This is a genomic window from Paraburkholderia sp. A1RI-2L (assembly GCF_048957375.1).
In the GTDB taxonomy this organism is placed as follows: domain Bacteria; phylum Pseudomonadota; class Gammaproteobacteria; order Burkholderiales; family Burkholderiaceae; genus Paraburkholderia.
Genome location: NZ_JARBTA010000001.1, coordinates 2185758 through 2211768, shown reverse-complemented (window position 1 = coordinate 2211768; position 26011 = coordinate 2185758). Strand labels below are relative to the sequence as shown.

Sequence of the window (26011 nt, the reverse complement as noted above, 5' to 3'; positions counted from 1 at the left end):
GAAGCCGCTCGCAGCGATGCGCGTGGGTGGGCCGAGCCGATGCGCGCCGTCCGGCAAAACGTCCGGCTACGTCCGGCTACGTCCGGCGCGAACGCAGCAGCGCGGCTGCCACCCCACCTGCCTGACGCCAAAGCCGCGTCAAAGCGGCTTCTCGTACATATACCGGCGCGACCACGGCAGCGTATTCGCATTGCGGCCGGCCTTGCGGCAGACGATCTGGTAGATCGACACGTCGTCGTGCTCGAACGCGTAGGCGCAGCCGGCCAGATAGACGCGCCAGATGCGGAACTTCTCGTCGTCGACGAGCGTTTTCGCTTCCTCGGCGTGTGCCTCGAAGTTCTCCGCCCAGATTCCAAGCGTGTGCGCATAGTGACGGCGCAGGCTCTCCACGTCAACCGCCTCGAGACCGCCGCGCTGCGCCGCTTCGAGCGCGAGGCCGATGTGCGGCAGCTCGCCGTCGGGGAACACATAGCGGTCGATGAACTCGCCAGCGCCCAGCGCCGCCTCGCCGCTCTCGGCATCGGTCGACGTGATGCCGTGGTTCATGGCGATGCCATCGTCGGCGAGCAGTTCGCGCACCTTGGTGAAATAACCAGGCAGGTTCTTGCGCCCGACGTGCTCGAACATCCCTACGCTCGTGATGCGGTCGAACTGGCCCTGAATATCGCGATAATCCTGCAGACGGATCTCGATGCGATCGGCGAGGCCCGCGGCCTTTACGCGCTCGGTGGCGAGGTCGAACTGGTTTTGCGAGAGCGTCACGCCCACGCAGCGCGCGCCGAACTTCTGCGCGGCGCGCAGCACGAGCGCGCCCCAGCCGCAGCCGATGTCGAGCAGCGTCTGGCCCGGCTGCAGCTGGATTTTGGTGAGGATGTGGTCGATCTTCTTGAGTTGCGCGGCGGCGAGGTCTTCGTCGCCGTTCTCGAAGTAGGCGCACGAATAGACCATGTTTTCGTCGAGCCACAGCTTGTAGAACGCGTTCGAGACGTCGTAGTGGTACTGGATGGCCCTCTGGTCGGAGTGCTTCGAGTGCGTGAAGTAGCGGCGCACCCGCGCGAGCTTGCCTGCGCTCGTGATGGTGTTGTGCGCGAGCGAGTAGCCGATGGCGATGATGTCGGCGAGCTTGCCTTCGATGTCGATCTTGCCCTTCACGTAGGCCTCGCCGAGATTGTCGAGGCTCGGCTCGAGCAGCAGCGGCAGCGCTGCCGCGCTATTGACCTTCAGCGTGACCTGCGGGGCAGCGAAGTGGCCGAAATCATATTGCTGGCCGCTCCACAGCACGAGCCGCGCGGGCAGGTTGGCCTTGTGGCGCACTTCGTCGACCCATTGAGCGAGTTTTTTCTCCCAGAACATGCGTTTCTCTCCGTGTCAGATGAACGATTGAGGCTCAAAGACAAAAGCGAATTGCAAGGCGTGTTACGAGGCAAAACTGACTGACTGACTGACTGGCGCTGCGCCGCGGCGAAGCGCGGCGCGCGTGATGCTGGGGTGTTGCAGAGTGCTGCACAGTACTGCGTGGTATTGCGGATCAGGCTGGTGGAACCTTCGGGACGTGCGCCGGCTTGTCCGGTCCGCTCAGGGCGCTAGCCGCTCGATGTGCCACGTTGAGCCGTCCCGTGCGTTGTCCCGCGTATAGCGGATGCGGTCGTGCAGCCGCGACGGACGTCCTTGCCAGAACTCGATGGCGCTCGGCACGAGCCGGTAGCCGCCCCAATGCGGCGGACGCGGCGGTTGCTCGCCGTACTGCGCGCTGATCTCGCGCTCGCGCGCTTCGAGCTCGGCGCGGCTGCCGATCACCTCGCTCTGCTCCGAGGCCCACGCGCCAATGCGCGAGCCGAGCGGGCGCGAGTGGAAATACGCATCGCTTTCCGCATCGCTGGTTTTTTCGACCCGGCCTTCGATGCGCACCTGGCGCTCGAGCTCGATCCAGTGAAACAGCAGCGCCGCGTGCGGATTGGCGGCAAGCTCGCGGCCCTTGCGGCTGTCGTAGTTGGTGAAGAAAACGAAACCGCGCTCGTCCACGCCCTTGATCAGCAGGATGCGCGCGGCGGGGCGGCCTTGCTGGTCGACGGTTGCGACGGTCATCGCGTTGGGTTCGGGCAGCCTGGCGTCGAGCGCCTGGCTGAACCAGGTCTGGAATTGGCGGATCGGGTCGGGGTCGACGTCGGAGGTGTCGAGCGAACCGAGTGAGTAATTCTTGCGGAGGTGGGCGAGCGAGGTCATTTTTATGCAAACGCTTCAATGCGGACAAGTATATACAGAAGACAGCGCGAACATACTGCGAAGGCGGTGGCGAACGGGCGGGGCCGCGCGCGTTTGATCGCGATCGGGCAAAATACCGGCTGCCTGGGACCGTGGCAGTGCGCGATCGGTCCGCTTTCGACCCGCTATCGCCATGTCCAGTACTCCGCTTTCCGCTGCAGCCGGTTCGACCGGCCTCGCCGATCTTACCGCGCCCGCTTCAACCGATGTTGCCGACCGGGCGCGCCGCTTTGGCGGCGTGGCGCGGCTTTACGGCGCACCCGCGCTGGCAGCCTTCGAGCGCGCGCACGTTGCCGTGATCGGCATTGGCGGGGTGGGGTCGTGGGTCGCGGAGGCGCTCGCGCGCAGCGCGATCGGCACGCTCACGCTCATCGATCTGGACAACGTCGCGGAGAGCAATACCAACCGGCAGATTCACGCGCTCGACGGCAATTACGGCAAGCCGAAGGTCGAGGCCATGGCCGAGCGCATCAAGCTTATCGATCCGGCCTGCGACGTGCGGCTCGTCGAGGATTTCGTCGAGCCGTCGAATTTCGATGCGCTGCTCTGCGGCGGCTTCGATTTCGTCGTGGACGCCATCGACAGCGTGCGCACCAAGACCGCGCTGATCGCCTGGTGCGTCGAGCACCGCGTGCCGCTCATCACCGTGGGCGGGGCGGGCGGCCAGCTCGATCCCACGCGCATTCGCATCGACGACCTCGCGCTCACGATTCAGGACCCGCTGCTCTCGAAGGTGCGCGGGCAATTGCGCAAGCACCATGGTTTTCCGCGCGGCCCCAAGGCGCGTTTCAAGGTGAGCGCCGTGTATTCCGACGAGCCGCTCATCTACCCCGAAGCGGCCGTGTGCGACATCGACAACGAGGCCGAGCACGTGAGCACTTCGCCGGGCCACCATGGGCCCGTGGGCCTGAATTGCGCGGGCTTTGGTTCGAGCGTGTGCGTGACGGCGAGCTTCGGTTTTGCTGCTGCGGCGTATGTGCTGCGCACGCTTGCACATCGGAGCGCGGCGGGCTGAAGTTGCCTATGAAGTTGCCTCGGGTGTGGGCGTAAAAAAAGCACGGCCATCTGGCCGTGCTTTTTTGCATTCGCGTGCTGAGTACTGCGTGCTCAGTTCAGCGTGGCGCTCAGCTTGCGCCGCCATTCGCTCACGAGCTGCGGCTGATGCGACGCGAGATCGAACACCGAGAGCATGGTCTTGCGGCCGATGTCCTCTCGGAACGCGCGGTCGCGCTTGACGATCTCGAGCAGGTGTTCGAGCGCGCCCGCGTATTTGCGCCGCGCGATCAGCGCGCTCGCGAGGTCGAAGCGCGCTTCGAGGTCCTCGGGGTGCGCGGCCACGCGAGCTTCGAGCGCATCGGTGGGCGGCAGGTCCGCGGCGGCGTCGAGCGCGTCGAGACGCGTCTTGAGCGCGTTAAAGCGCGGGTCGATGCCCTGCGTGGTCTTGGGCGAGAGCAGCTCGACTTCCTTGTGCGCTTCATCGGCGCGGTTGTCGGCGAGCAGCAGCTCGATCAGGTCCATGCGGGCGTCTTCCATGCCCGGGTCGAACGCGAGCGCGGCTTGCAGCGCCTCGTAAGCATCCTCGCGGCGGCCTTCGGCCAGCGCTTGCTCGGCGGCCTGGCGCGCGGCAAGCGCGGAATCCGGGATCAGCCGGTCGAGGAACTCGCGCAACTGCCCCTCGGACAGCATGCCGATGAACTGGTCGACCGCCTGCTGGTCGACGAACGCCACGACGTGCGGAATGCTGCGCACCTGGAAGTGCGCGGCGAGCTCCTGGTTCTCGTCGACGTTGACCTTCACGAGCTTCCATTTGCCTGCGTATTCGGCTTCGAGTTTTTCGAGCAACGGTCCGAGCGTCTTGCACGGGCCGCACCAGGGCGCCCAGAAGTCGACCAGCACCGGCGCGAGCGCCGACGCTTCGATCACGTCCTTTTCAAAAGTGGCCAGGGTGGTATCCATCAGGTCCTCGTTGGGGAAAATCCATTGCGCACGATGGGCATAAGATGAGGGCGGATCGGCGCGCTTCAATGCTGCGGTTTCTTTTCGGGCAGCGGAATCCATTCGGTCTCGCCGGGAACGTGCCCCATTTCCTGGCGTGTCCACGCGTGCTTGGCGGCCTCGATCTTCTCGCGCGAACTGGCGACGAAATTCCATTCGATGAAGCGCTCGCCCGCGAGCTTCTCGCCTCCGAGCAGCATCACGCGTGCCCCGCCGGTGCTCGCGAGCGTGACGGTTTCGCCCGGTTCCAGCACGGCCATCGTGTATTGCTCGAGCGGCGTGCCGTCGATCGACAGGTCGCCTTCGACGAGATAGACGCCGCGCTCCTCGTGCTCGGCGTCGAGCGCGATGGCGCCGCCGGGCGCGAAGTCGGCGGCCACGTAGAGCGTGCCCGAGAAGGTCGCGACGGGCGAGGTCGCGCCGAACGCCGTGCCCGCGATCACGCGCATCGAGACGCCGTTGCGCTCGAGGTTCGGCAGCGTGTCGGCGGCGTGATGGAAGAACGACGGCTCGGTGTCTTCGTGCTCGAGCGGCAGCGCCACCCAGGTCTGGATGCCGTGCATGGTGAAGCCGCTCTGGCGCGCTTCATCGGGCGTGCGCTCCGAATGGACGATGCCGCGCCCGGCCGTCATCCAGTTGACGTCGCCGGGGACGATCTTCTGCGCCGAGCCGATGCTGTCGCGATGCATGAGCGCGCCGTCGAACAGATAGGTGACGGTGGCGAGACCGATATGCGGATGCGGGCGCACGTCGACGCCGGCGCCGGGCGCGAGCGTGGCCGGCCCCATGTGGTCGAAGAAGATGAACGGGCCGACGAGGCGCGCGGCCATCGCGGGCAGCACGCGGCGCACATAGAGATTGCCGATGTCGCGCTGATGGGGCTTGAGAACCGCTTTGATCGATGAGGACATGAACACTTCCTTGATAAGTTGGACGGCACGAATGGAGGCACGGCGGGGAGGCACGGCGGAGGGCAGTGCGGAGGGCGCGGCGCGCGAGCAGGCGCTCATTCTAACGCCGGCCTCGCCGGGGCGCCGCGCGGGACGCGAGCACGAGCGCGCGCTGGCCGGTAAACTCGCAGTTTCGACTGAACAATAAGCGGAGCCGGAGATGTCACCGAAGGACTTGCTGAGTGCGCTCGTGGTCGTACTCGCGTGGGGCGTGAATTTCGTGGTGATCAAGGTGGGGCTGCACGGCGTGCCGCCGCTGTTGCTCGGCGCGTTGCGCTTTCTGCTGGCGGCGTTTCCGGCGGTGCTGTTCGTCAAGCGCCCGAAATTGCCGCTGCGCTGGCTGCTCGCTTATGGCGCGACGATCTCGTTCGGCCAGTTCGTGTTTCTCTTCACGGCCATGTACGTGGGCATGCCCGCCGGGCTCGCCTCGGTCGTGCTGCAGGCGCAGGCGTTCTTCACGCTCGTGTTCGCGGCGATTTTCCTTGGCGAGCGCTTTCGCGCGCAGAACGTGTTCGGTTTGCTGATCGCGGCGTGCGGGCTGGCGGTGATCGGCCTGCAATCGTCTTCCGCGGCCGCGGGCCCAGGCGCGCAGGCGATGACCGTGGCCGGCTTCTTGCTCACGCTGTGCTCGGCCTGCATGTGGGCGCTCGGCAACATCGTCACGAAGAAGGCGGGGAAAGTGGATCTCGTCGGGCTCGTGGTATGGGGGAGCCTGATTCCGCCGCTGCCGTTTCTCGCGCTTTCGTACCTTGTCGAGGGGCCGCAGCGCATCGAGGCGGCGCTCGGCGGCATCGGCGTCGATTCGATCGGCGCCATCGTCTATCTCGCGTTCGTGGCCACGATACTCGGCTACAGCCTCTGGAGCCGGCTGCTCTCGAAGTATCCGGCAAGCCAGGTCGCGCCGTTTTCGCTGCTCGTGCCGATCGTCGGGCTGGCGGCCGCGGCGCTGCTGCTCGGCGAGCGTCTTTCCGCCGCCCAGATCGGCGGCGCGGCGCTCGTGATGGCCGGGCTGGCCGTGAATGTGTTCGGCGGGCGGGTCGGGGCGCGGCTGGCGTCGATGCTGGCCGCGCGTTCCTGAACGCAGACGTTCGCCGCTTGGTCGCCACTTGCCGCTCGCTTCGGAAGTTCGCGGCAATTCGTGTGGCCTGGCTTACGTCATCCGGCTCTTCGCGAGCGGCGGATTCGCCGCGAAGTAGCGCGTGATGCCCTTGAGGATGGCGTTCGCCATCTTGTCGCGATAGGCGTTGTCGTTGAGCTTCTGCTCTTCCTCGGGATTGCTGATGAAAGCCGTCTCCACGAGGATCGACGGAATGTCGGGCGCCTTGAGCACCGCGAAGCCCGCCTGCTCGACCGAGCCCTTGTGCAGCTTGTTGATCGAGCCGACTTCGTTGAGCACGAAGCCGCCGTAGCGCAGCGAGTCGCGAATCTGCGCCGTGGTCGACATGTCGAAGAGCGCACGGTTCACGTATGCGTCTGCCGTCTTCACGTTGATTCCGCCGATCTGGTCCGACGAGTTCTCCTTGTTCGCCATCCAGCGCGCGGCCGCGCTCGACGCGCCGTGCTCGGAAAGCGCGAACACCGACGAGCCGCGCGCCTCCGGCGTGGTGAACGCGTCGGCGTGGATCGACACGAACAGGTCGGCGCCCACGCGGCGCGCTTTCTGCACGCGCACGTTCAGCGGCACGAAAAAGTCGGCGTCGCGCGTCATCATCGCGCGCATGTTGGGCTGCGCGTCGATTTTTACGCGCAGCTTCTTCGCGATGTCGAGCGCGATGTGCTTTTCGTACGTGCCTGCGCCGCCGATTGCACCGGGATCCTCGCCGCCGTGGCCGGGGTCGATCGCCACCGTCAGGAGACGCGTGGTGCCGCCCTTGCTGGATTTCGGCGTGGTGAAACCGTAATTGTCGTCCGCCGGGCCGCTGTCGTTGTCCTGCGCGATGACGGGTGGCTTCGGCGCGGGCTTCGGGCGTGGCAGGATCGTCGCCGGCGGCACGACTGGCGGCACCGTCGGGTGCGGCGAGGACGGCGTTGCTGGCGTGCCCGGCGTGTTCGAGCCCGCATCGTTCTGCGCGTAGCGCTCGAAAAAGGCATCGCTGTTATCGTGCACGGGCGGGTTGTTGGGACCCGCGAGCGTAGAGGGTGGCGCAGGCGGCGCCTGGTTGCCCATCGCTTCGCGCGAGTCGAGTTGCTGCTGCTTGCGCTCGGTCTGGGCAAGCAGCTCCATGAGCGGATCGGGCGCGACCGCCGGATAGAGGTCGAACACGAGCCGGTACTTGTACGAACCCACGGGCTGCAGATTGAAGACCTGCGGCTTGACCGACCCCTTGAGGTCGAACACCATGCGCACCACGTGCGGCTGATACTGGCCCACGCGCACGGCCTGGATCTGCGGATCGTTCGGCGTGATCTTGGAGACGAGATTCTTGAGCGCGTCGTCGAGGTCGAGGCCGTTCAGGTCGACGACGAGCCGGTCGGGGCCTTGCAGCAATTGCTGCGAGTTCTGCAGCGGCTGATCCGACTCGATGGTGACGCGCGTGTAGTCGCGCGCGGGCCACACGCGCACGCCGATCACCGATGTTGCCCACGCGAGACGTGGCGCCGCGACCGTGAGGCCGAGCATCAGCGTGGACGCGCCCGCTTTCAGAATCTGCCTGCGCCGCCAGTTGTGGGTGGCGGTGGCCGCGGATTCGATCGAGCGGAACGGTTTGATTAACATCTTTCTAGACATGCCTTTCCTGATGCGCTGTATGCGTACGCGGTGAGCACGCGGCCTTCACCGTACGGACCCGGTTCGAGATGGAACACGAGGTCCGGCACGCCGAGCAGGCCGCCCGCGCGTTGCGGCCATTCGACGAGACACACCGCCCCTTGCGCGAAATATTCGCGAAAGCCGGCGTCGGCCCATTCGGCCGGGTCGCTAAAACGATAGAGATCGAAGTGATAGAGCTGGAGTTCCCCGCTCGCCGTGGCCACCGTATAGGGCTCGACGAGCGTATAGGTCGGGCTGCGCACCCGTCCGGCATGGCCGAGCGCGCGCAGCGCGGCGCGCACGAGCGAGGTCTTGCCTGCGCCCAGGTCGCCGAAAAGCTGCACGTGCAGGCCGCTGAACTGCGCAAGGCCGGATTCTTGCGTGCACAGGCTTTCGAGCGCGTGCGCGAAGCGCGCGCCGAACGCATCGGTGGCGGCTTCATCCGCGAGCGCGAAGCGGCGTTCGAGCAGAATGGGCGCGCCAGGCAGGCTCGCGTGGTCGTGTCCGGGCATGTCGGGTGTTCCGGGCATTCTCGTAAAATAGCGTAATGAATCCCTCGCATTCCCCTTCGAACCCGATGCACGACAATTCGCACGATCAGCACGAAGCGCACGATTTGGTCGATGCGCGCACGCCGGTCGAGACATCGGCGAATTCGCCCGCGCCGTTGGCTGCACCGTCGACAGCACAAGCGGCTGCAGCGGGCGGTGCCATGTCGGGAGCCGGCAGGTTAGCGCCGCGCGATGAGACTGCGCCGCTCGATGAAGCGGCGCTGGCCGCACTCGCGGATCGCATCCGCGCATGGGGACGCGAACTGGGGTTCGGTGCGATCGGCATCAGCGACACCGATCTATCTCATGCCGAGGCGGGCCTTGCTGCGTGGCTCGAAGCAGACTGCCATGGCGAGATGGATTATATGGCCAAACATGGGATGAAACGCGCAAGGCCCGCAGAGCTTGTGGCCGGTACGCGACGCGTCATCACTGCGCGCATGGCCTATTTGCCCGCCGCCACGCTCGCCGACAAAATGCTTTCGGAGGACTGGCGGCAGCACGAGCGAGCGCGGCTGGACGATCCGCACGCGGCCGTGGTGTCGATCTACGCGCGCGGCCGCGACTATCACAAGGTGCTGCGCGCGCGGCTGCAGCAGCTGGCCGAGCGCATCGAGGCCGAGATCGGCGCGTTTGGCTTTCGCGTGTTCACCGATTCCGCGCCGGTGCTCGAAGTCGAGCTCGCGCAGAAGGCCGGCATCGGCTGGCGCGGCAAGCACACCTTGCTCTTGCAACGCGATGCGGGCTCGCTGTTCTTTCTCGGCGAAATTTACGTGGACGTGCCGTTGCCCATCGATGCGGACGCGGCGCAACACGTGCAGGTGCAGAACGTGCAGGGCGCGCGGGATCACGCCTCGCAGGCGCCCGAGCAGCCCGGCGCGCATTGCGGCAGCTGCACGCGCTGCATCGGCGCCTGCCCGACGGGGGCGATCGTCGGGCCGTACCGCGTCGATGCGCGGCGCTGCATTTCCTATCTGACGATCGAATTGAAGGGCAGCATTCCCCTGGAATTGCGCGAGCTGATCGGCAATCGTGTCTACGGCTGCGACGACTGCCAGCTCGTGTGTCCGTGGAACAAGTTCGCGCAAGCCGCGCCGGTCGCGGATTTCGATGTGCGCCACGGGCTCGACCGGGCGAGTCTCGTCGAGCTTTTCGGCTGGAGTGCCGCGCAGTTCGACGAGCGCATGCAGGGCAGCGCGATCCGGCGCATCGGCCACGAGGCGTGGTTGCGCAATCTCGCCGTGGCGATGGGCAATGCGCTGCGTGCGCCGCGTGACGGCCACGATGGGCAGGATCGGCAGGATCGGCAGGATCGGCAGGAAGGCCGGGCGGCGATCGTGGCGGCGTTGCGCGCGCGCGAGCACGATGCTTCTGCGCTGGTGCGCGAGCATGTGCAATGGGCGCTGGAAGCGGCTTAGACTGGCGCACGTATCGAGCTTGCACGGGATCGAGGTAAGGAGAAGCGATGTTCAACGCAGTAATCGAAGCGCCGTTCGGCAAGGTCGGCATTCGCACCGGCGATGGCGCGGTGCGCGAGATCGTCTATCTGCCCGAATCTACACGTGCGCTCGCGCCCGATTGCCCGCTCGCCGAGCGCGCGGCCGTGCAGATCACGCGCTATTTCGCGAGCGCGCAAACAGACTTCGACTTGCCACTCGCGCCGCTCGGCACGGCGTTTCAGCGCCGCGTATGGGGCGGCATCAGCGCGATCGGGGCGGGCGAGGTGCTCACCTACGGCACGCTCGCGAAGCGCATCGGCAGCATCAGCGCGCGTGCGGTGGGGCAGGCCTGCGGCTCGAATCCTTTTCCGATCGTGATTCCGTGTCACCGCGTGGTGTCGGCGAGCGGCATCGGCGGCTTCGCGCATCACGGCGGCGACGGCTTCTTTCGCGACGTGAAGCGCTGGCTGCTTAACCATGAAGGCGTAACGATCCGATGACAGGCGCGATGACAGGCGCGATGAACGGCATGCAGGAAGCCGAAGCTCCCGCGCTGGCTCCAGCCTCCGCGCAGGCGCTTTCCGCAAGCCTGCTCGCCATCGACACCTTCTGCGACGCCATGTGGCTCGAGCACGGCCTCTCGCGCAACACGCTCGACGCCTACCGGCGCGATTTGCGCCTCTTTGCCGAGTGGCTCGCGCAGGCGCGCTCGCACGGCCTCGACACAGTGCGCGAGGACGATCTGCTCGCCTACAGCGCGCGCCGCAAGGACGACAAATCGACCTCGGCGAACCGGCGTCTTTCGGTATTCCGGCGCTACTTCGGCTGGGCCTTGCGCGAGCGGCGCGTGAGCGTGGACCCGACCGTGCGCGTGCGCTCGGCGAAGCAGGCGCCGCGCTTTCCGTCGACGCTCAGCGAGGCGCAGGTCGAAGCGTTGCTGAACGCGCCCGATGTGGCCACGCCGCTCGGCCTGCGCGACCGCACGATGCTCGAGCTGATGTACGCGAGCGGCCTGCGCGTGACCGAGCTCGTCACGCTCAAGACGGTCGAGGTGGGTCTGAACGAAGGCGTCGTGCGCGTGCTCGGCAAGGGCTCGAAGGAGCGCCTGATTCCTTTCGGAGAAGAGGCCGCGGCATGGATCACCCGCTATCTGCGCGAGGCGCGGCCCGCGCTGCTCGGTGCGCGCCCGGCCGATGCGCTGTTCGTCACCGCGCGCGCCGAGGGCATGACGCGCCAGCAGTTCTGGAACATCATCAAGCGCCACGCGCTCAACGCGGGCGTGCACGCGCCGCTTTCGCCGCACACCTTGCGCCACGCGTTCGCCACGCATCTGCTCAATCACGGCGCGGACCTGCGCGTGGTGCAACTGCTGCTCGGCCATAGCGACATCTCCACGACGCAGATCTATACGCACGTCGCGCGCGAGCGCTTGCGGCAATTGCACGAAGCGCATCATCCGCGCGGGTAGGGTGCCGTGGTGCGGGCCTTCAACGGCACATGCAACGCCGCTTGCAACGCCACCACGGGGCGCCGTTGCACATTAAAATGCGCGCCATGAGCAAATCGAAACATGTCTCCGAAACGCCCGCCACGCAGATGCTGCGCCGCGCGGGCGTGGCGTTCGGCGAGCATCCCTACGAGTACGTCGAGCACGGCGGCACGGGCGAATCCGCGCGCCAGCTCGGCGTGGACGAGCATCGCGTCGTCAAGACCCTCGTGATGGAGGACGAGCACGCAAAGCCGCTAATCGTCCTCATGCACGGCGACCGCAAGGTCTCCACCAAGAACCTCGCGCGGCAGATTGGCGCCAAGCGCGTCGAGCCCTGCAAGCCCGAGGTCGCGAACCGCCACTCGGGTTACCTCGTGGGCGGCACCTCGCCGTTCGGCACGAAGAAAACGATGCCCGTGTACGTCGAATCGAGCATTCTCGAACTCGACCAGATCTGGCTCAACGGCGGCCGGCGCGGCTATCTCGTGAGCCTTGCGCCCGCCGTGCTCACGGCGCTGCTGGGGGCTAAACCGGTGCAGTGCGCAAGCGTAGCGACGCCCGGCGTGGCGACGCCCGGAGTTGAGTGATGGCGGTGTCCGGGCACGCGCAGGCCGCCCCCCGCGTTCCCTGATTGCCCTGGGGTGGCGGCAAGAGCCGCCCGCGCTTCGGTAGAATGAGCGTCTTCGCGCGCGCAACCCCCGCTTATCCGCACCGGGGCGCCGCGCTTTGTTTTTCTTCCTTCGGGTTTCGTGCATGTACAACCTGTTTGTTGCCGTTGCTGCCTATCTGATCGGCTCGATTTCGTTTGCCGTGGTCGTGAGCGCCGTCATGGGCCTCGACGACCCGCGCTCCTATGGCTCCGGCAACCCGGGCGCGACCAACGTCCTGCGCAGCGGCAACAAGAAGGCCGCCATCCTCACGCTGATCGGCGACGCGTTCAAGGGCTGGCTCGCGGTCTGGCTCACGATGCGCTTCGGGCCGCGTTTCGGTCTGGGCGAGACGGCCGTGGCCGTGTCGGTCATTGCCGTGTTCCTTGGCCACCTGTATCCGGTGTTCTTCCGTTTCCAGGGCGGCAAGGGCGTGGCGACCGCCGCGGGCGTGCTGCTCGCCGTGAGCCCGGTGCTGGGGGGCGCCACGCTGCTCACCTGGCTGATCGTCGCGTTCTTCACGCGCTATTCGTCGCTGGCGGCGCTCGCGGCCGCGGTGTTCGCGCCGTTTTTTTGCGTGCTCATGTTCGGCGCACACGTGATGGCGCTCGCGATTCTCGCGATGAGCGTGCTGCTGTTCTGGCGCCATCGGACCAATATCTCGAAGCTCGTGAGCGGCACTGAGAGCCGTATCGGCGACAAGAAGAAAGCCGCGGCAAGCAAATAAACCGGGAGGAAACCGGGAAGGGGCCGCGTCGTTGCGCGCGCTCCGATAAACCGGGCTCAAGTCTTGTGCGCTGGACGCCGTAAACGCGTGGATCTTCGATTTTTGCCGCAGGTATCGCAGATCGATACCGCAGCTCGATTCACTCATCTTCATACGGCGCCTTTCGTTCTATGTTCACCACCATTCGGGCGCGCATCGTCGCGCTATGCGTCGTTATCGTCGTCGCCGCGCTGGCGGCCAACACGGCGCTCGACTACATCGTTGCAGATTCGCACAACCGGGATTCGATCGACGCCACGCTCACGGCCGTCGAGGACAGCCACGCGCGGGGCATCGGCGAATGGGTCGCAAGCCATGCGCACATGATCGATTCCCTGCAGGACGCCGTGCTGCAACCCGATCCCGTGCCCATGCTCAAGCAGGTCGCCGCCGCCGGCGGCTTCCTCGACGTCTACGTGGGCTACCCCGACAAGAGCGCGAAGTTCGCCGACAGCGCCGGCATTCCCGCCGGTTACGATCCGACCGGCCGGCCCTGGTACCAGCAGGCGGTGGCGGCGGGCAAGGGCGTGGTGACGCCGCCGTACGTGGATGCGGCCACGGGCAAGCTCGTGGTGTCGTTCGCGCAGCCCGTGATCCGCGAGGGCGCCGTGAAGGCCGTCGTTTCCGGCGACGTCGTCATGGACAGCGTGATCGCCAACGTGCGCGCGATTCGTCCGACGCCCGCGAGCTTCGGCATGCTGATCGACAGCGCGGGCCAGATCGTCGCGCACAACGACGCGAAGCTCACGCTCAAGCCCGTCACCGAAATCGCGCCCGCGCTCACGGGCGACAAGCTGGCCGCGCTGTTCGCGGCGCGTGCGCCGCTCGTGGTCGAGGCGGGCGGCGATGCCCGGTTGATGCGCGCGCAGCCGATCGCGGGTACGGACTGGCGCTTGGTGGTCGCGCTCGATCGCGCCGAGGCCACGGCGGGCATGCGCTCGCTCCTCACGGCCTCGCTCGCCGCGCTGGTGGTGATCGCGGTGGTGGCGGCGCTGGTGGTCGGCGCGGTGACGGCGGTGTCGTTCCAGCGCCTTTCGCGCGTGCGCGATGCGATGGACGCCATCGGCAAGGGCGAGGGCGATCTCACGCAGCGCCTGCCCGCGGCGGGCGACGACGAAGTCGCGCAGATCGCGCGCGCGTTCAACGCGTTCATGGACAAGCTGCGCGACGTGATGCGCCACATCCGTGATGCGAGCGAATCGGTGCGCACGGCGAGCGACGAGATCGCCGCAGGCAACGTCGATCTCTCGGGCCGCACCGAGTCGGCGGCGGCGAGCCTCCAGCAAACCGCGGCCTCGATGGAGCAGATCACGGCGACGGTGGCGCAGTCCGCCAACGCGGCGCAGCAGGCGGACGTGACGGCGTCGTCGGCCTCGGCGGTGGCCTCGCGCGGCGGCGCGGTGATTTCGGACGTGGTGGACACGATGGGCGCGATCGAGCACGCCTCGGTGAAAATCGCCGACATCATCGGCGTGATCGACGGCATTGCTTTTCAAACCAACATTCTCGCGCTGAACGCGGCGGTGGAGGCGGCGCGCGCCGGCGAGCAGGGGCGCGGCTTCGCAGTCGTGGCGGGCGAGGTGCGCAGCCTCGCACAGCGCAGCGCGCAGGCCGCGCGCGAGATCAAGGCGCTGATCGAGTCGACGGTGGCGAGCGTGAATTCGGGCTCGCAACTCGTGCGCAGCGCTGGTGAGACGATGGACGAGATCCTTGCGAACGTGTCGAACGTAACCACCATCATTTCCGAGGTGACCCAGGCAGCCGGCGAGCAGACGCGCGGCATCCAGGAGGTGAACCGCGCGGTGAGCCAGCTTGACGAGATGGTCCAGCAGAATGCGGCGCTCGTCGAGCAGTCGACGGCCGCCGCCGCCGCGCTGCGCGGACAGGCCGCGAACCTCGCGCAGACGGTGGGGCAGTTCAGGCTCGATTGAGCACGCCACCAGTCGCGGGAAGGTGTGCGAGAGAGCGGCAGGAAAGGGACGGCGCTACGGCGCCGTTTTTTGCCTGCGCGTTGACGCCGGCCGTGCGCCTTGCTGGCGCGATCGAACCGGAAGTCGGGCGCTTGTGCAGGGAATGGCAAAGTATTGCAGCATGGAGAACTGCACACATGGTCGATATCAGCTACGAGCAGTTCGACGCCGCGACCCGGGCGGCACGGGAAAGTCCGGCCGCGCAAGTAGCCGCCTGCCTTGTGCGCTCAGGAGACCTCGACTGGCGTGTTGCGGATGCACTCGTCGCACCCAGCCGCGCGCTCGAAGGAAACGGAGGTAGCCATCATGAGCAACAGTGAAGGCCACGTGAGTGGCAAGGGTGAAAAGAGCGAAAAGGGCGGCGCGGTGAGCGAATCCGTGTTCGTCTACGTCACGTTCATGCGCGCCACGCCACAAGGGCTATGGGACGCGCTCACCAGCCCTGCGTTCACGGAGCGGTACTGGTTCGGCATGCATCACGAGTGCGACTGGCAGGCCGGCTCGCCGTGGTCGCTGCGCTTTTCTGATGGCCGGGTGGCCGATTCGGGCGAGATCGTCGAGTCGAACGCGCCGCATCGTCTCGTGATCCGCTGGCGCAACATGTTCCGCCCGGAACTGAACGCCGAGGGCGATTCCCTGTGCACGTTGCAGATCGAGCAGGTGGAGTACGCCGTGAAGCTCACGGTTACGCATCGCATGGAGCGTCCGGGCTCGAAGTTCATCGAGGCCGTGTCGGGCGGCTGGCCGCGCATCCTGTCGAATCTCAAGACGCTGCTGGAGACGGGCGAGACGCTGATGCCGCTCGTCACGACGAGCGACTAGGCAGACAGAAGGGGGCGTGAGAACGAGGCGGTGCGAGCCGCCTCGTGGCGAGCGATCGTGTGAAAAACCGCGGAAAGCCGTGAATGGCCGCAAAACATGCGGCCCGGCGCGACGAATCAGTCGCGGAAGTTATTGAAGTCGAGCGGCGTATCGGTCACGTCCTTGCGCAGCATGGCAATCACGCTTTGCAGGTCGTCGCGCTTGGTGCCGGCTACCCGCACGGCATCGCCCTGGATGCTGGCCTGAACCTTGATCTTGCTTTCCTTGACGAGCTTGACGATCTTCTTGGCGAGGTCGCCCGAGACACCCTTCTTCACGGTGATGACCTGCTTGACCTTGTCTCCGCCGATCTTCTCGATCTTGCCGTAGTCGAGGAAGCGCACATCCACGTTGCGCTTGGCCATTTTCGACACCAGCACGTCCTTGACCTGGCCGAGCTTGAAATCGTCGTCGGCGAACGCGGTCAGTTCGCGTTCCTTTTGCTCGACGCGCGCATCCGAGCCCTTGAAGTCGAAGCGCGTGGAGATCTCCTTGTTGGATTGCTCGACGGCGTTCTTTACTTCGATCATGTTGGCTTCGCTGACGACGTCAAACGATGGCATTGCTTTCTCCCAAAAGTGCGAGTGGTGCACGAGCGGCACGTATTGTGCGGCTCGCGGGCCGCAGCGGGGCTCGCCGGTGCGGCGCCCTGTACTCGCTATAATCACGGACCGACGCCATTTTACCGGCGCCGCCGCGTTTGCCCAAGGCGGCGCGGCGTTGTGTGCCGGCGGCTTCGCAGCCGGCGTGCCTGCTGCTTCGCATCGCGCGGGTGTGTGTTTTCCGGTTTGCGTCGTTCGTCTTCAGCGCCCGTTTTTTCGTCTCCGGTATTTTCGTGTCACATCCATCCTCGATGCCTGCTTCCGCCACGTCCGTCGTTCCGTCCCCGGTGTGGTTCGCCGCCGGCTACCCGCTGCGCGAGCACAACACCTTCGGCTTCGACGTGCGCGCGCGCTTTGCCTGCCGCATCGAGAGCGAGGCCGATCTGGCCGCCGCCGTGCGCGATCCGCGTGCCCAGGGCCTGCGCAGGCTGGTGCTGGGCGGCGGCAGCAATGTCGTGCTCACGCGCGACTTCGATGGCCTCGTGCTGCTCGTCGCGCTGGCGGGCAAGCGCGTGACGCGCGAGGACAGCGACGCCTGGTACGTCGAAGCCGGCGCCGGCGAGAACTGGCACGACTTCGTGGCGTGGACGCTCGACGCGGGCATGCCGGGCCTCGAAAACCTCGCGCTGATTCCCGGCACGGTGGGCGCGGCGCCGATTCAGAACATCGGCGCCTATGGACTGGAAATGGCCGAGCGCTGCGCGAGCGTGCGCGCGATCGAGATCGAGTCCGGCACGCCATACGAGTTCGACGCCGCCGATTGCCGCTTCGGCTATCGCGACAGCTTCTTCAAGCAGGAAGGGCTCGACCGTTTCCTGATTACCTCGGTGACCTTTCGTTTGCCGAAGGCGTGGCGACCCAACGCCGGTTATGCCGACCTCGCGCGCGAGCTTGCGCAGCGCGGGCTGTCGGAGGCGCGGTGCGCGCGCGACGTATTCGACGCCGTGGTCGCGGTGCGCCGCGCGAAGTTGCCCGATCCGCTCGCGCTCGGCAATGCGGGTAGTTTTTTCAAGAATCCAGTGATCGACGCGCAGCAGTTCGACTCGCTCGTCGTGCGCGAGCCGCGCATCGTCTCGTACCCGCAGGCGGATGGCCGCGTGAAGCTCGCCGCAGGCTGGCTGATCGATCAATGCGGCTGGAAAGGCCGCACGCTGCGCGGGGCGGCCGTGCATGAGCGGCAGGCGCTCGTGCTCGTGAATCTCGGCGGCGCCACCGGCAACGACATCATCGAGCTGGCACAGGCGATCCGCCGTGACGTGTTCGAGCGCTTCGGCGTGGAGCTGGAGCAGGAACCTCTCAGCCTGTAGACCCTCGCAACCCTTCGTGTATCGGCACTACGCCGCGCTGTGCTGCGTGGCGAAGACGGGCCCTTGCACGAAGCGCACGTCGTACTGCTGCAACTGCTCGAACTGCGGGGCGTCCACCACGCGATTGAAGATCAGCGGAATGCGCAGCCGCGCCGCGTAGCTCACCAGCGGCTTCACCATCGAATCGCGCAGCGCCGCGCTCGCATCCATCTTCAGGAAGTCGAGCCGCGCCATGTCCGACACGGAAAGAATCTGCCCCGCGTTGGGCAGATTGCCCGCCACCTTGAACCCATAGCGCTGATAGCTCTTCGTCAGATAACCGACGAAGGTCCGGTGCGCGACCGCCGCCTCCGGTAATTCGATCACCACGCGCCCCGGGTTCAGCCCGAACGAGACCAGCACATTCGAAAAGTGCCGCCCGTGGTCGTACTTCACGCTCTTGAGCAGTTGCTCGTGCACGCGCAGAAACAGCAGCCCGTGCTGCTGCGAGCCGAGAAAGTTGATCGCGTGGAGCGCGCGCACGCAGCGGTCGAGCGCGACGAGCTCCGGGTCGTCGACCGTGGTGGCGAATGGATCGAAGAGCTCGGTCTTGCCGTCGTGCTCGCGCAGCGTCACCGCCTGGAAGCCGAGTTCGTCGCCGAAGCGCGAAGCCAGTGAAAGGTCCGCTGTGAGCGACTGCGCGCCGCCGTGCACGCTGATGTCGTAGATCGGCTCGTAGGCGCTCAGGAGCTCCACGCCTTTGCGGTGCGCGACGGCCTCCGCGTGATGCGTGCCGCTGCCCATCGTCAGGTGCTCGCCGAGAAATGGGTGATTGGCAGCGCGAACGACGAGCTCGGGAATGGTTGGAGCGATCATGACGCGATGAATGTGGCGTAACGGGAATGCGCGGGCGGCCCGCGCCGGTTGTGTTGTCGCGGCGACAGGGCCGTATGGCTTGATGGTAGCAGCCTGGGACGCTTCGGCATGCACCGATTAGTGATAACGATATCCACGCAGAGACGCATTTCCGGGGCTGCGCCCGAGGAAACCAGGGTTTACATGTAATTTCACTAATCATAATCCGTTTTACTATTCGTAAATCGCGCGGCAACCTTCGCCGGTAAAACGTGGAGAGACAGTGATGAATGCACCCTTGCGGGACGTAACTCAGAGAGCACCAGGAAAAAGCGGGTCAGACACGGCGGCCGATCGCTATATGAGCGGCTTTTGCAATGAGTTTGCGACCGAGGCGCTGTCCGGCGCCTTGCCTGATGGCCAGAATTCGCCGCAGCGTTGCGCTTATGGCCTCTACGCCGAGCAGCTTTCGGGCACGGCCTTCACCGCGCCGCGCGCGCACAATCGCCGGACGTGGTTCTACCGGATCCGCCCTGGCGCGGTGCATCAGCCGTTTACGCCGCTTGCGGCCCGTACGAACGTCGATGGCGACGCAGGCCGCGCGCCGCGCCTCGTTGCCGATTTCGGCGGCGTGCCGCCTACGCCGCCCAATCAATTGCGCTGGGATCCGCTGCCGATGCCCACGGCGCCCACCGATTTCATCGACGGCTGGGTGACGATGGCCGGCAACGGCTCGGCGGCCTCGATGAGCGGCTGTGCGATTCATCTGTACGCGGCGAACCGCCCGATGACCGACCGCTTCTTCTACAACACCGACGGTGAGCTGCTGATCGTCCCGCAACAAGGGCGCCTTGCCATCCGCACGGAGATGGGCCGCCTCGACGTCGAGCCCTTCGAGATCGCGGTGATTCCACGCGGCGTGCGCTTTACGGTCGAACTGCCCGATGGCGAGGCACGCGGCTATATCTGCGAAAACTTCGGCGCGCTGCTGCGTCTGCCCGACCTGGGCGTGATCGGCTCGAACGGGCTGGCGAACCCGCGCGACTTCCTCACGCCGCGCGCGGCCTATGAAGACCGCGAAGGGCAGTTCGAGCTCGTGACGAAACTGAACGGCGAGCTCTGGCGCGCCGACATCGGTCATTCGCCGCTCGACGTGGTCGCGTGGCACGGCAACTACGCGCCGTACAAATACGATCTGCGCCGCTACAACACCATCGGCTCGATCAGCTACGACCACCCGGATCCGTCGATCTTCCTCGTGCTGCAGTCGCCCACCGATACCCCGGGCGTCGACGCGATCGACTTCGTGATCTTCCCGCCGCGCTGGCTCGCGGCCGAGAACACCTTCCGTCCGCCCTGGTATCACCGCAACGTCGCGAGCGAGTTCATGGGCCTCGTGCACGGCGTGTACGACGCGAAGGCCGAGGGCTTCGTGCCGGGCGGCGCGAGCCTGCACAACTGCATGACGGGCCACGGCCCCGATGCCGAGACCTTCGAGAAGGCTTCGAGCATCGATACGAGCAAACCCAACAAGGTCGCCGACACGATGGCGTTCATGTTCGAAACCCGCACGCTGATTCGCCCGACGCGCTTCGCGCTCGAAACGGCGCAACTGCAGGCGCATTACTACGAGTGCTGGCAAGGCCTCAAGAAACACTTCAATCCGGAGCAGCAATGAGCAATCCCATTCCCGCCGATGTGCAGGCAACGCTCGATCCGCAGCGCAAGAGCTGGATCGAAAGCGCAAACGATGCGGCCTGTGATTTCCCGATTCAGAACCTGCCGTTCGGCGTGTTCAGCACGGCAAGCCAGGAGAACGCGCGCGTGGGCGTAGCGATCGGCGACTCGGTCATGGACCTGGCGGTGCTGCACGAGGCCGGATTGCTGCGCGTGCCGGCCGGATCCCCGGGGAGCGAGAACGTTTTCGCGCGTGCCTCGCTGAACGATTTCATCGCGCTTGGCCGCGATGCGTGGCGCAGTGTGCGCGTGCAGCTTTCGTCGCTGCTCGCGCGCGACACGACGAGCGGCGCCACGCTGCGCGACGATGCGGGTCTGCGCCAACGCGCGTTCGTGAAGCTCGCCGATGCGAAGCTGCATCTGCCCGTGGAGATTCCCGGCTATACGGACTTCTATTCGTCGAAGGAGCATGCGACGAATGTAGGCTCGATGTTTCGTGATCCGAAGAATGCGCTGCTGCCGAACTGGTCCGAGATGCCGATCGGCTATAACGGGCGCGCTTCGTCGGTGGTGGTGAGCGGCACGCCGGTGCGCCGCCCCAATGGCCAGCTGAAGCTGCCCGACCAGGAGCGTCCGGTGTTCGGCGCGTGCCGCAAGCTCGACATCGAACTGGAGACGGGCTTCATCGTCGGGCGTGGCAATGCGCTTGGCGAGCCGATCGCATGCGAGAACGCAGAGGCGCATATCTTCGGTATGGTGCTGCTCAACGACTGGAGCGCGCGCGATATCCAGCAGTGGGAATACGTGCCGCTCGGGCCGTTCAACTCGAAGGGCTTTGCCACCACGATCTCGCCGTGGGTCGTGACGCTTGACGCGCTGGAGCCGTTTCGCGTCGCGCAGCCGGCGCAGGAGCCGCAGCCGCTCGACTATCTGCGTCATGCGGGCAATCATGCGTTCGACATCGCGCTCGAAGTGCTGCTGCGTCCCGAAGGGGCGAGCGAGGCCACCTCGATCGCGCGCACGAATTTCCGGCACATGTACTGGACGATGGCGCAGCAGCTCGCGCATCACACGGTGGCCGGGTGCAACACGCGCGTGGGCGATTTGATGGGCTCGGGCACGATCTCGGGCTCCACGCCCGATTCGTTCGGCAGCCTGCTCGAACTCACGTGGAACGGCAAGCATCCGCTTGAATTGAAGAGCGGCGGCACGCGCGGCTTCATCGAAGACGGCGACGAACTCACGCTCGCGGGCTGGTGCCAGGGCGAAGGTTATCGCGTGGGGTTCGGAGAGTGCGTCGGCAAGATTTTGCCGGCGTTGAAGTAACGAGGAAAGCGCGCCGGCGCCGGCTTGGCGTCGGCTCATCAAGCCTTCGCGCGCATGATTCCCCGCGCGCGTTCCCAGCGCAGCGTCCCGAGAAACATCAATGCACATGCGAACAGCACCCACAGCATGGCGTCGTGACCTGCGCGCTCCATCAGTGCCCCGGTGACGATCGGCCCGCCGAAGCTCGCCGCGCTCCACGAGGCGCTCACGAGAGCGCTTGCCGATACCAGCGCCACGCCTTCGAAGCGCTCGCCGCACGCCACGATGGCGAGCGTGTAGATCGAGCCTGCCGCCGCGCCCAGCACGAAAAGCAGGGGCCAGCGCAGCCACGGCGCCGCGACCGCCAATGGCAGCAACGGCAAGAGTACCGCCACGAGCACGCCCATCAGCGCGTGCACGCGCTCGCGGCCGAGCCGGTCGGCGAGCCAGCCAATCGGGAACTGCATCGTCGTGTCGCCGAGCAGCACGACCGAGGCGAACAGCACCGCCGTTTCGCTGTCGATGCCGTGGCCCATCGCGAAGAGCGGCAAGAGCGAGAGCGCGAGCGTGTCGAAGAGCGCGAAGAACCCCGTGGCGACGATGAGCGCGGGCATCTTCGGCAGGATATGGCGCCAGCTGCCGTGCGGTTCGCGCAGGTCGGCGGTCTGTGCGCTCGTGCGGATGGCGGCAAGCGTCGGCAGTGCGACGAGGAAGATTGCGCCGCAGATCGCGAAGCGCCACGCCGTGAATCCCTCGATCTGGCTCACCAGCACCGGGCCGGACATCTGAAACAGCGTGAAGGTAGTCGCGTAGATGCCGACCACGCGGCCGCGATTGGTGTCGTCGGCGAGCTCGTTCACCCATGCTTCGCTGATCGTGAACAGCAGCATCAGCGCCGCGCCGCAGGCCATGCGCAAGAGCGCCCAGAGCCACAGGTTCGAGCCGAACTGCATGAGCGCGGTGGCGACGGCGGCGGCCAGCACCGAACCCACGATCACCTGGCGCGAGCCGAAGCGCGTGGAGATCCACGCCGTGGCCGGCACCACGAGCAGCCCGCCGAACGCTTGCGCGGCGGTGAGCAAGCCGACGATGGCGGCGCCGTAGCCGGCGTCGGTGAGGGCGAGGGCGGTGAGCGGCAGGGTTGCGCCGGAACCGAGGCCGACCACGGCCACGCTCAGGATCAGTGCGAGGAAGTCGCGGGTGAAGATGGTTTTCATCGGGCGAGATCCTACTACGGGTGCGGTTGGCGCGGCGCGAGCGTTCCGCGTGGCTTGCGTTCTTCTTACGTAACAGCGTCCTGCTGCGGATGGCCTTGACGATTTCTTCAGGTTGCGTCCATGGTGCGCCCCGCAGACGGGCCGCACCATTGGCCTACGATCCAGTGCGCGTTATCCGGTGCAATGCCCATTCTTCAGCTTGCGGGGGGACTACTGGTTTCGTCCGCGTTGCGCATGGCGGGTGGGGTGCATGCGCTTTTCTCCTGGAGCGATGACATGAACACGATGAGCACCGTACGCATCGCAGTGGCCTGCTCGGCCGCTTTCTTCGCAGGAATCGCGCTTGCCGATACGTCGTCCGATCCGTCACAGGGCGGGCCGTCGGCTTCGCAGGACGTGGGCGGTATGCCCATGACCAATAGCGCCGCGGGGGCGCCGCTATCGATGTCGCATGCGCAGGTGTATCAGGACCTGGAACGCTCGATCAAGTCGGGTGAGCGCGACCGCCTGAACAACGGCCTCTATCACGGCAATTGAGACGAGCACGGAGACCTCGAACGAAACCCCGGCCGAACCGGCCAATAGACGCACAAAGGGCGCTTGAAAAAGCGCCCTTTGTGCGTCCGTGAGGATCGCTTAAGATCCGTTCCTTCGCGCAGTTCAATGCATGGACCCGTCGCCGATGTGCTGCTCGATGCGCCGCATGCGCCCGCTTGCGCGATACGGCTGGAACCACGGATTCATGCGCAACTCGCACAGGCGCGAACTGCGCTCGGCGAGCGCCGCGTCCAGCCACTGGAACATTTCCTTGGGCTGGGCGAGCCGCGCATAGGCCTCGGCAATCAGCAAGGGCGAGGTGTATTGCCTGCGCCGTCGCGCCAGCAGGTCGTCCAGATACCAGTGCAGCACCGCGTCATAGCCGCCCGTTTCCCAATGCATGCGCACGGCCGCCGAGCGTGCGTGCAGATTGCAGCAATCGAGCGCTTCCGCGGTTGCGTCCACGGCCTGCGCAAAGAGTTTCTTGACTTCGAACGCGGTTGCCAGCACCTGGTACACGAGCGGTGAATGTTCCATATGGCCCGGCGAGAGATATTCGCTAACGACTTGCGCGTGCTGCCCCGCGAGGACCATGCCGAACGCGCGCGAGCCCTGGAATGCGTGCGGATCGATTTTCTCGGCGCGCGCCATCGCGGCCTGGCCTTCGGCATGGCGGCCCGCTGCGAGCAGCAGCCGTGCGTAGAGCCGGTGTGCCTCCGGGTAGCTCGGATTGCGCCGCAGTGCTTCCTTGAAGCCGGCCTCGGCGCGCGGCCAGTCCCAGTCGAAGAAGTAGCGCGCCGCAGCCAGCGCGTGATGGGCTTCGGGCAGATCGGGGTCGAGCTCGAGCGCGCTTTGTGCGAGGGCGCGTGCGATGGGCCAGCCGTCGTCGGGCGCGAACAGGCCGTGCACGACCGACGCCCCATAGTAGTTCGAGAGCCCGGCGTAACCGAGCGCATAGTTCGGGTCGTGCTCGAGTGCCGCTTCAAAATAGGCGCGGCTGCGCGCGAAGTCTTCGCCGTCGACGCCGTGCTGGGCGCAGAACCCCGCATCGAAATGCACACGCCGGTACCAGAAGTAACGCCCGCGCACATAGGCGTCGTGCGCAGCGGGATCGACGGGCAGCCGCCGCGCGAGCAGCGAGCGCTGCTGTTCGGAGAGCTTGGAGGCGAGCTCCTGCGCAAGCGCGTCGGCGGCCTCCTTGAGGAGGTCGAGCGCGCCTTGCGAAACCGGTTCGTGTGCGCGGCTCCAGATCTGCACTTCGTCCGCGCAGCGAATCAGGCGCGTGAGAATGCGCACCTTGTGCGCTTCGCGCGAGAACGAGCCTTCGAGCACGTAGTCGAGTTTGAGCTCGCGCGCGATCTCGCCGATGCTCTTGGACGTGTCGCGATAGCGCGCGGCAGTCGTGCGCGCGATCATGCGCAGACGGTCCGCGCCGAGCGCGCCGAGCGTAGCCGAGATTTCGTCGGCGAGCGCGCTGCACAGCGACTCTTCCTTGCCGTCGCCGGTGAGGTTTGCAAACGGCAGCACCAGCACGCGCACCGCGTTGTGCACGACGCTGGGCTCCGCGGCGGCTGCCGGGTCCGCGAAGCTGGCGCCGTCGAGCCGGTAGCCCTTGCCCTTCACCGTGACGAGATGGCGCGGCTGCGCCGGGTCGTCGGCGAGCGCGATGCGAATCTTGCGGATCGCGGTGTTGATGCCGTTCTCGGTGTCGCGCCAGGGATTGCCGTGCCATAGCCGCTCGACGATGTCCGCGCGCGAGATCAACTCGCCATGGCGCGTTGCGAGCAGGATCAGGAGGTCCATCGGCAGCCGCTCCAGCCGCACCGCTTCGCCCGCGCGGCGAAGCTGGTAGCGCTCGACGTCGAGCTCGAAATCCGCGAACCGGATGATTCGATCCGTCGGCATGGGAGGTCCCCTGATGCAGCATCATGGGTCGTGCGCGGCGATGTTTCGTCCAGGGAATGCACCATCGTGCAACAGATGACGTAGGCGATTCTGGCGGCGCTCGGTGCGGGCGATGCAGGCAGCCGGTCGATCGGTGGGGGGCTCGAAGCGGCTGTCGAATTTAAATTTAGCGGCTCGCACGGCGACCTTCAAGAAGCAGCGAGCGGTGTTTGCGGCATGCGATGGGTGCGTGTTTCGTCAGCTTTTTCCGGGGTGCGGGCAGCCTTCATTCGCCGCGCATAGGTCACGAGGGATTCACATATCCCCCGTAGCTTAGGCCCCTTTTCACCGCTACAAGAGGATGTGCCTGACGCATGCCGCAGACGTCCCTGTCCACGCCCATCGAAATGCCATCGATTCCGCCACCGCTGCTGCCGTCTGCGTCCGGACCTTTCTGGATCGTGCCGGTGCCCGGACGTCATCCCTACGATCACGTACGTTTGAAGCGCGTGTTTGCGACCGCCGGCACGCGGCACGAGGTGGTGGTCGTCGATCTGTACAAGCTGCTGGTCTGTGCGGACCGCGACGACACCGATTACGTGCTCAAGCCCGTTGATGACTGGCACGTGGGCAAGGTGCGCGGCATCCGCGAATTTCTCGACCCGCGCAACGAGCGGGTGCCGCAAATGCCCTACGTGACGATCGTGAAGCGGCGCGCGGCCGGGCTCGCGGGGTGGCTCGGCCTCGCGCACGAGGGCGTGGTGGCGTTTCGCAACGGCCAGCATCGTGCGCGCTACCTCTCGTGGGCGGGTGCGAAGTGGCTGCCGGTGGAGGTGCATGAGCGCGAAGCGCCGCTGCTGCGCGAACAGTGTGGCGCCATCGGACTGGAAGAACGCGGGCGGGGCGCGGCACCAGGGCCTGCGTAGCGGTGTTGGGTTTGCGCCGCGCTTGTATCGGGTTAGCGCCTGG

The 26011-nt window shown here is 66.3% G+C and carries 25 protein-coding genes; 15 read left to right on the top strand and 10 right to left on the bottom strand.

Features of this window, described 5'->3' with window-relative positions:
* Positions 1-138: 138 nt before the first annotated feature.
* Both PWP93_RS10135 and pdxH read right to left on the bottom strand, forming a co-directional pair.
* Positions 139-1353, bottom strand: coding sequence for a class I SAM-dependent methyltransferase (locus tag PWP93_RS10135; protein WP_421044397.1), 1215 nt, complete (start codon positions 1351-1353; stop codon positions 139-141).
* Between the two features lie 222 nt (positions 1354-1575).
* On the bottom strand, positions 1576-2223 hold the full coding sequence (pdxH, locus tag PWP93_RS10130; RefSeq protein ID WP_421044396.1) for a pyridoxamine 5'-phosphate oxidase: 648 nt from the start codon (positions 2221-2223) through the stop codon (positions 1576-1578).
* A 172-nt stretch (positions 2224-2395) separates the two neighbouring features.
* Here pdxH and PWP93_RS10125 point away from each other — a divergent pair, with 172 nt between their 5' ends.
* Positions 2396-3277: a tRNA threonylcarbamoyladenosine dehydratase gene (locus PWP93_RS10125; protein ID WP_421044395.1), complete on the top strand. Its 882-nt coding sequence runs from the start codon at positions 2396-2398 to the stop codon at positions 3275-3277.
* Between the two features lie 92 nt (positions 3278-3369).
* Here PWP93_RS10125 and trxA read toward each other — a convergent pair whose 3' ends face one another.
* Both trxA and PWP93_RS10115 read right to left on the bottom strand, forming a co-directional pair.
* The gene (gene trxA, locus PWP93_RS10120) at positions 3370-4218 is read right to left on the bottom strand and encodes a thioredoxin (protein ID WP_421044394.1); all 849 of its coding nucleotides are present in this window, start codon (positions 4216-4218) and stop codon (positions 3370-3372) included.
* A 65-nt stretch (positions 4219-4283) separates the two neighbouring features.
* Positions 4284-5168 (bottom strand): pirin family protein, encoded by an 885-nt coding sequence (locus tag PWP93_RS10115; RefSeq protein WP_421044393.1) that lies wholly within the window; start codon positions 5166-5168, stop codon positions 4284-4286.
* Positions 5169-5367: 199 nt separating this feature from the next.
* Here PWP93_RS10115 and PWP93_RS10110 point away from each other — a divergent pair, with 199 nt between their 5' ends.
* On the top strand, positions 5368-6285 hold the full coding sequence (locus PWP93_RS10110; RefSeq protein WP_421023108.1) for an EamA family transporter: 918 nt from the start codon (positions 5368-5370) through the stop codon (positions 6283-6285).
* 72 nt (positions 6286-6357) lie between these two features.
* Here PWP93_RS10110 and PWP93_RS10105 read toward each other — a convergent pair whose 3' ends face one another.
* Both PWP93_RS10105 and tsaE read right to left on the bottom strand, forming a co-directional pair.
* Complete coding sequence (locus PWP93_RS10105; protein ID WP_421044392.1) at positions 6358-7935, bottom strand: N-acetylmuramoyl-L-alanine amidase; 1578 nt, start codon at positions 7933-7935, stop codon at positions 6358-6360.
* Positions 7917-8486 carry a tRNA (adenosine(37)-N6)-threonylcarbamoyltransferase complex ATPase subunit type 1 TsaE gene (gene tsaE / locus PWP93_RS10100; protein ID WP_421044391.1) on the bottom strand — a complete coding sequence of 190 codons (570 nt, stop codon included), beginning with the start codon at positions 8484-8486 and terminating at the stop codon, positions 7917-7919. The genes PWP93_RS10105 and tsaE overlap by 19 nt, the downstream gene beginning before the upstream one ends.
* A 182-nt stretch (positions 8487-8668) precedes the next feature.
* Between tsaE and queG the strand changes: the two genes are divergently transcribed.
* From queG to PWP93_RS10060, 8 genes are all read left to right on the top strand, one after another.
* The gene (queG, locus tag PWP93_RS10095; RefSeq protein ID WP_421045061.1) at positions 8669-9925 is read left to right on the top strand and encodes a tRNA epoxyqueuosine(34) reductase QueG; all 1257 of its coding nucleotides are present in this window, start codon (positions 8669-8671) and stop codon (positions 9923-9925) included.
* A 47-nt stretch (positions 9926-9972) separates the two neighbouring features.
* On the top strand, positions 9973-10446 hold the full coding sequence (locus PWP93_RS10090; RefSeq protein ID WP_421044390.1) for a methylated-DNA--[protein]-cysteine S-methyltransferase: 474 nt from the start codon (positions 9973-9975) through the stop codon (positions 10444-10446).
* A 29-nt stretch (positions 10447-10475) separates the two neighbouring features.
* A complete protein-coding gene (gene xerD, locus PWP93_RS10085; protein ID WP_421045060.1) occupies positions 10476-11414 on the top strand; it encodes a site-specific tyrosine recombinase XerD in 939 nt (312 codons plus the stop codon).
* Positions 11415-11500: 86 nt separating this feature from the next.
* Positions 11501-12022: a Cys-tRNA(Pro) deacylase gene (ybaK, locus tag PWP93_RS10080; protein WP_421044389.1), complete on the top strand. Its 522-nt coding sequence runs from the start codon at positions 11501-11503 to the stop codon at positions 12020-12022.
* 166 nt (positions 12023-12188) lie between these two features.
* The gene (gene plsY / locus PWP93_RS10075; protein ID WP_035526722.1) at positions 12189-12809 is read left to right on the top strand and encodes a glycerol-3-phosphate 1-O-acyltransferase PlsY; all 621 of its coding nucleotides are present in this window, start codon (positions 12189-12191) and stop codon (positions 12807-12809) included.
* A 170-nt stretch (positions 12810-12979) separates the two neighbouring features.
* A complete protein-coding gene (locus PWP93_RS10070) occupies positions 12980-14779 on the top strand; it encodes a methyl-accepting chemotaxis protein (RefSeq protein WP_421044388.1) in 1800 nt (599 codons plus the stop codon).
* 176 nt (positions 14780-14955) lie between these two features.
* On the top strand, positions 14956-15138 hold the full coding sequence (locus tag PWP93_RS10065) for a hypothetical protein (protein ID WP_421044387.1): 183 nt from the start codon (positions 14956-14958) through the stop codon (positions 15136-15138).
* A gap of 46 nt (positions 15139-15184) precedes the next feature.
* A complete protein-coding gene (locus PWP93_RS10060) occupies positions 15185-15640 on the top strand; it encodes an SRPBCC family protein (protein ID WP_421045059.1) in 456 nt (151 codons plus the stop codon).
* 116 nt (positions 15641-15756) lie between these two features.
* On the opposite strand, the gene PWP93_RS10055 is transcribed toward PWP93_RS10060, so the two are convergent.
* A complete protein-coding gene (locus tag PWP93_RS10055; protein ID WP_421023147.1) occupies positions 15757-16242 on the bottom strand; it encodes a YajQ family cyclic di-GMP-binding protein in 486 nt (161 codons plus the stop codon).
* Positions 16243-16514: 272 nt separating this feature from the next.
* Here PWP93_RS10055 and murB point away from each other — a divergent pair, with 272 nt between their 5' ends.
* Positions 16515-17588, top strand: coding sequence for a UDP-N-acetylmuramate dehydrogenase (murB, locus tag PWP93_RS10050; RefSeq protein WP_421044386.1), 1074 nt, complete (start codon positions 16515-16517; stop codon positions 17586-17588).
* A gap of 27 nt (positions 17589-17615) precedes the next feature.
* Here the strand turns inward: murB and PWP93_RS10045 are convergent, their stop codons facing one another.
* On the bottom strand, positions 17616-18443 hold the full coding sequence (locus tag PWP93_RS10045; RefSeq protein ID WP_421044385.1) for an EAL domain-containing protein: 828 nt from the start codon (positions 18441-18443) through the stop codon (positions 17616-17618).
* A 340-nt stretch (positions 18444-18783) separates the two neighbouring features.
* On the opposite strand from PWP93_RS10045, the gene hmgA reads away from it, so the two are divergent.
* Both hmgA and fahA read left to right on the top strand, forming a co-directional pair.
* Positions 18784-20100, top strand: a complete 1317-nt coding sequence (hmgA, locus tag PWP93_RS10040; RefSeq protein ID WP_421044384.1) for a homogentisate 1,2-dioxygenase — start codon at positions 18784-18786, stop codon at positions 20098-20100.
* Positions 20097-21425 (top strand): fumarylacetoacetase, encoded by a 1329-nt coding sequence (gene fahA, locus PWP93_RS10035; RefSeq protein WP_421044383.1) that lies wholly within the window; start codon positions 20097-20099, stop codon positions 21423-21425. The genes hmgA and fahA overlap by 4 nt, the downstream gene beginning before the upstream one ends.
* A gap of 38 nt (positions 21426-21463) precedes the next feature.
* Here the strand turns inward: fahA and PWP93_RS10030 are convergent, their stop codons facing one another.
* Positions 21464-22621 carry an MFS transporter gene (locus PWP93_RS10030; RefSeq protein ID WP_421044382.1) on the bottom strand — a complete coding sequence of 386 codons (1158 nt, stop codon included), beginning with the start codon at positions 22619-22621 and terminating at the stop codon, positions 21464-21466.
* A 276-nt stretch (positions 22622-22897) separates the two neighbouring features.
* Between PWP93_RS10030 and PWP93_RS10025 the strand changes: the two genes are divergently transcribed.
* The gene (locus PWP93_RS10025; protein WP_421042472.1) at positions 22898-23158 is read left to right on the top strand and encodes a hypothetical protein; all 261 of its coding nucleotides are present in this window, start codon (positions 22898-22900) and stop codon (positions 23156-23158) included.
* 123 nt (positions 23159-23281) lie between these two features.
* Here PWP93_RS10025 and PWP93_RS10020 read toward each other — a convergent pair whose 3' ends face one another.
* Complete coding sequence (locus PWP93_RS10020) at positions 23282-25063, bottom strand: winged helix-turn-helix domain-containing protein (RefSeq protein WP_421044381.1); 1782 nt, start codon at positions 25061-25063, stop codon at positions 23282-23284.
* 353 nt (positions 25064-25416) lie between these two features.
* Here PWP93_RS10020 and PWP93_RS10015 point away from each other — a divergent pair, with 353 nt between their 5' ends.
* Positions 25417-25968 (top strand): plasmid fertility inhibition factor family protein, encoded by a 552-nt coding sequence (locus tag PWP93_RS10015; protein ID WP_421044380.1) that lies wholly within the window; start codon positions 25417-25419, stop codon positions 25966-25968.
* Positions 25969-26011: the final 43 nt, after the last annotated feature.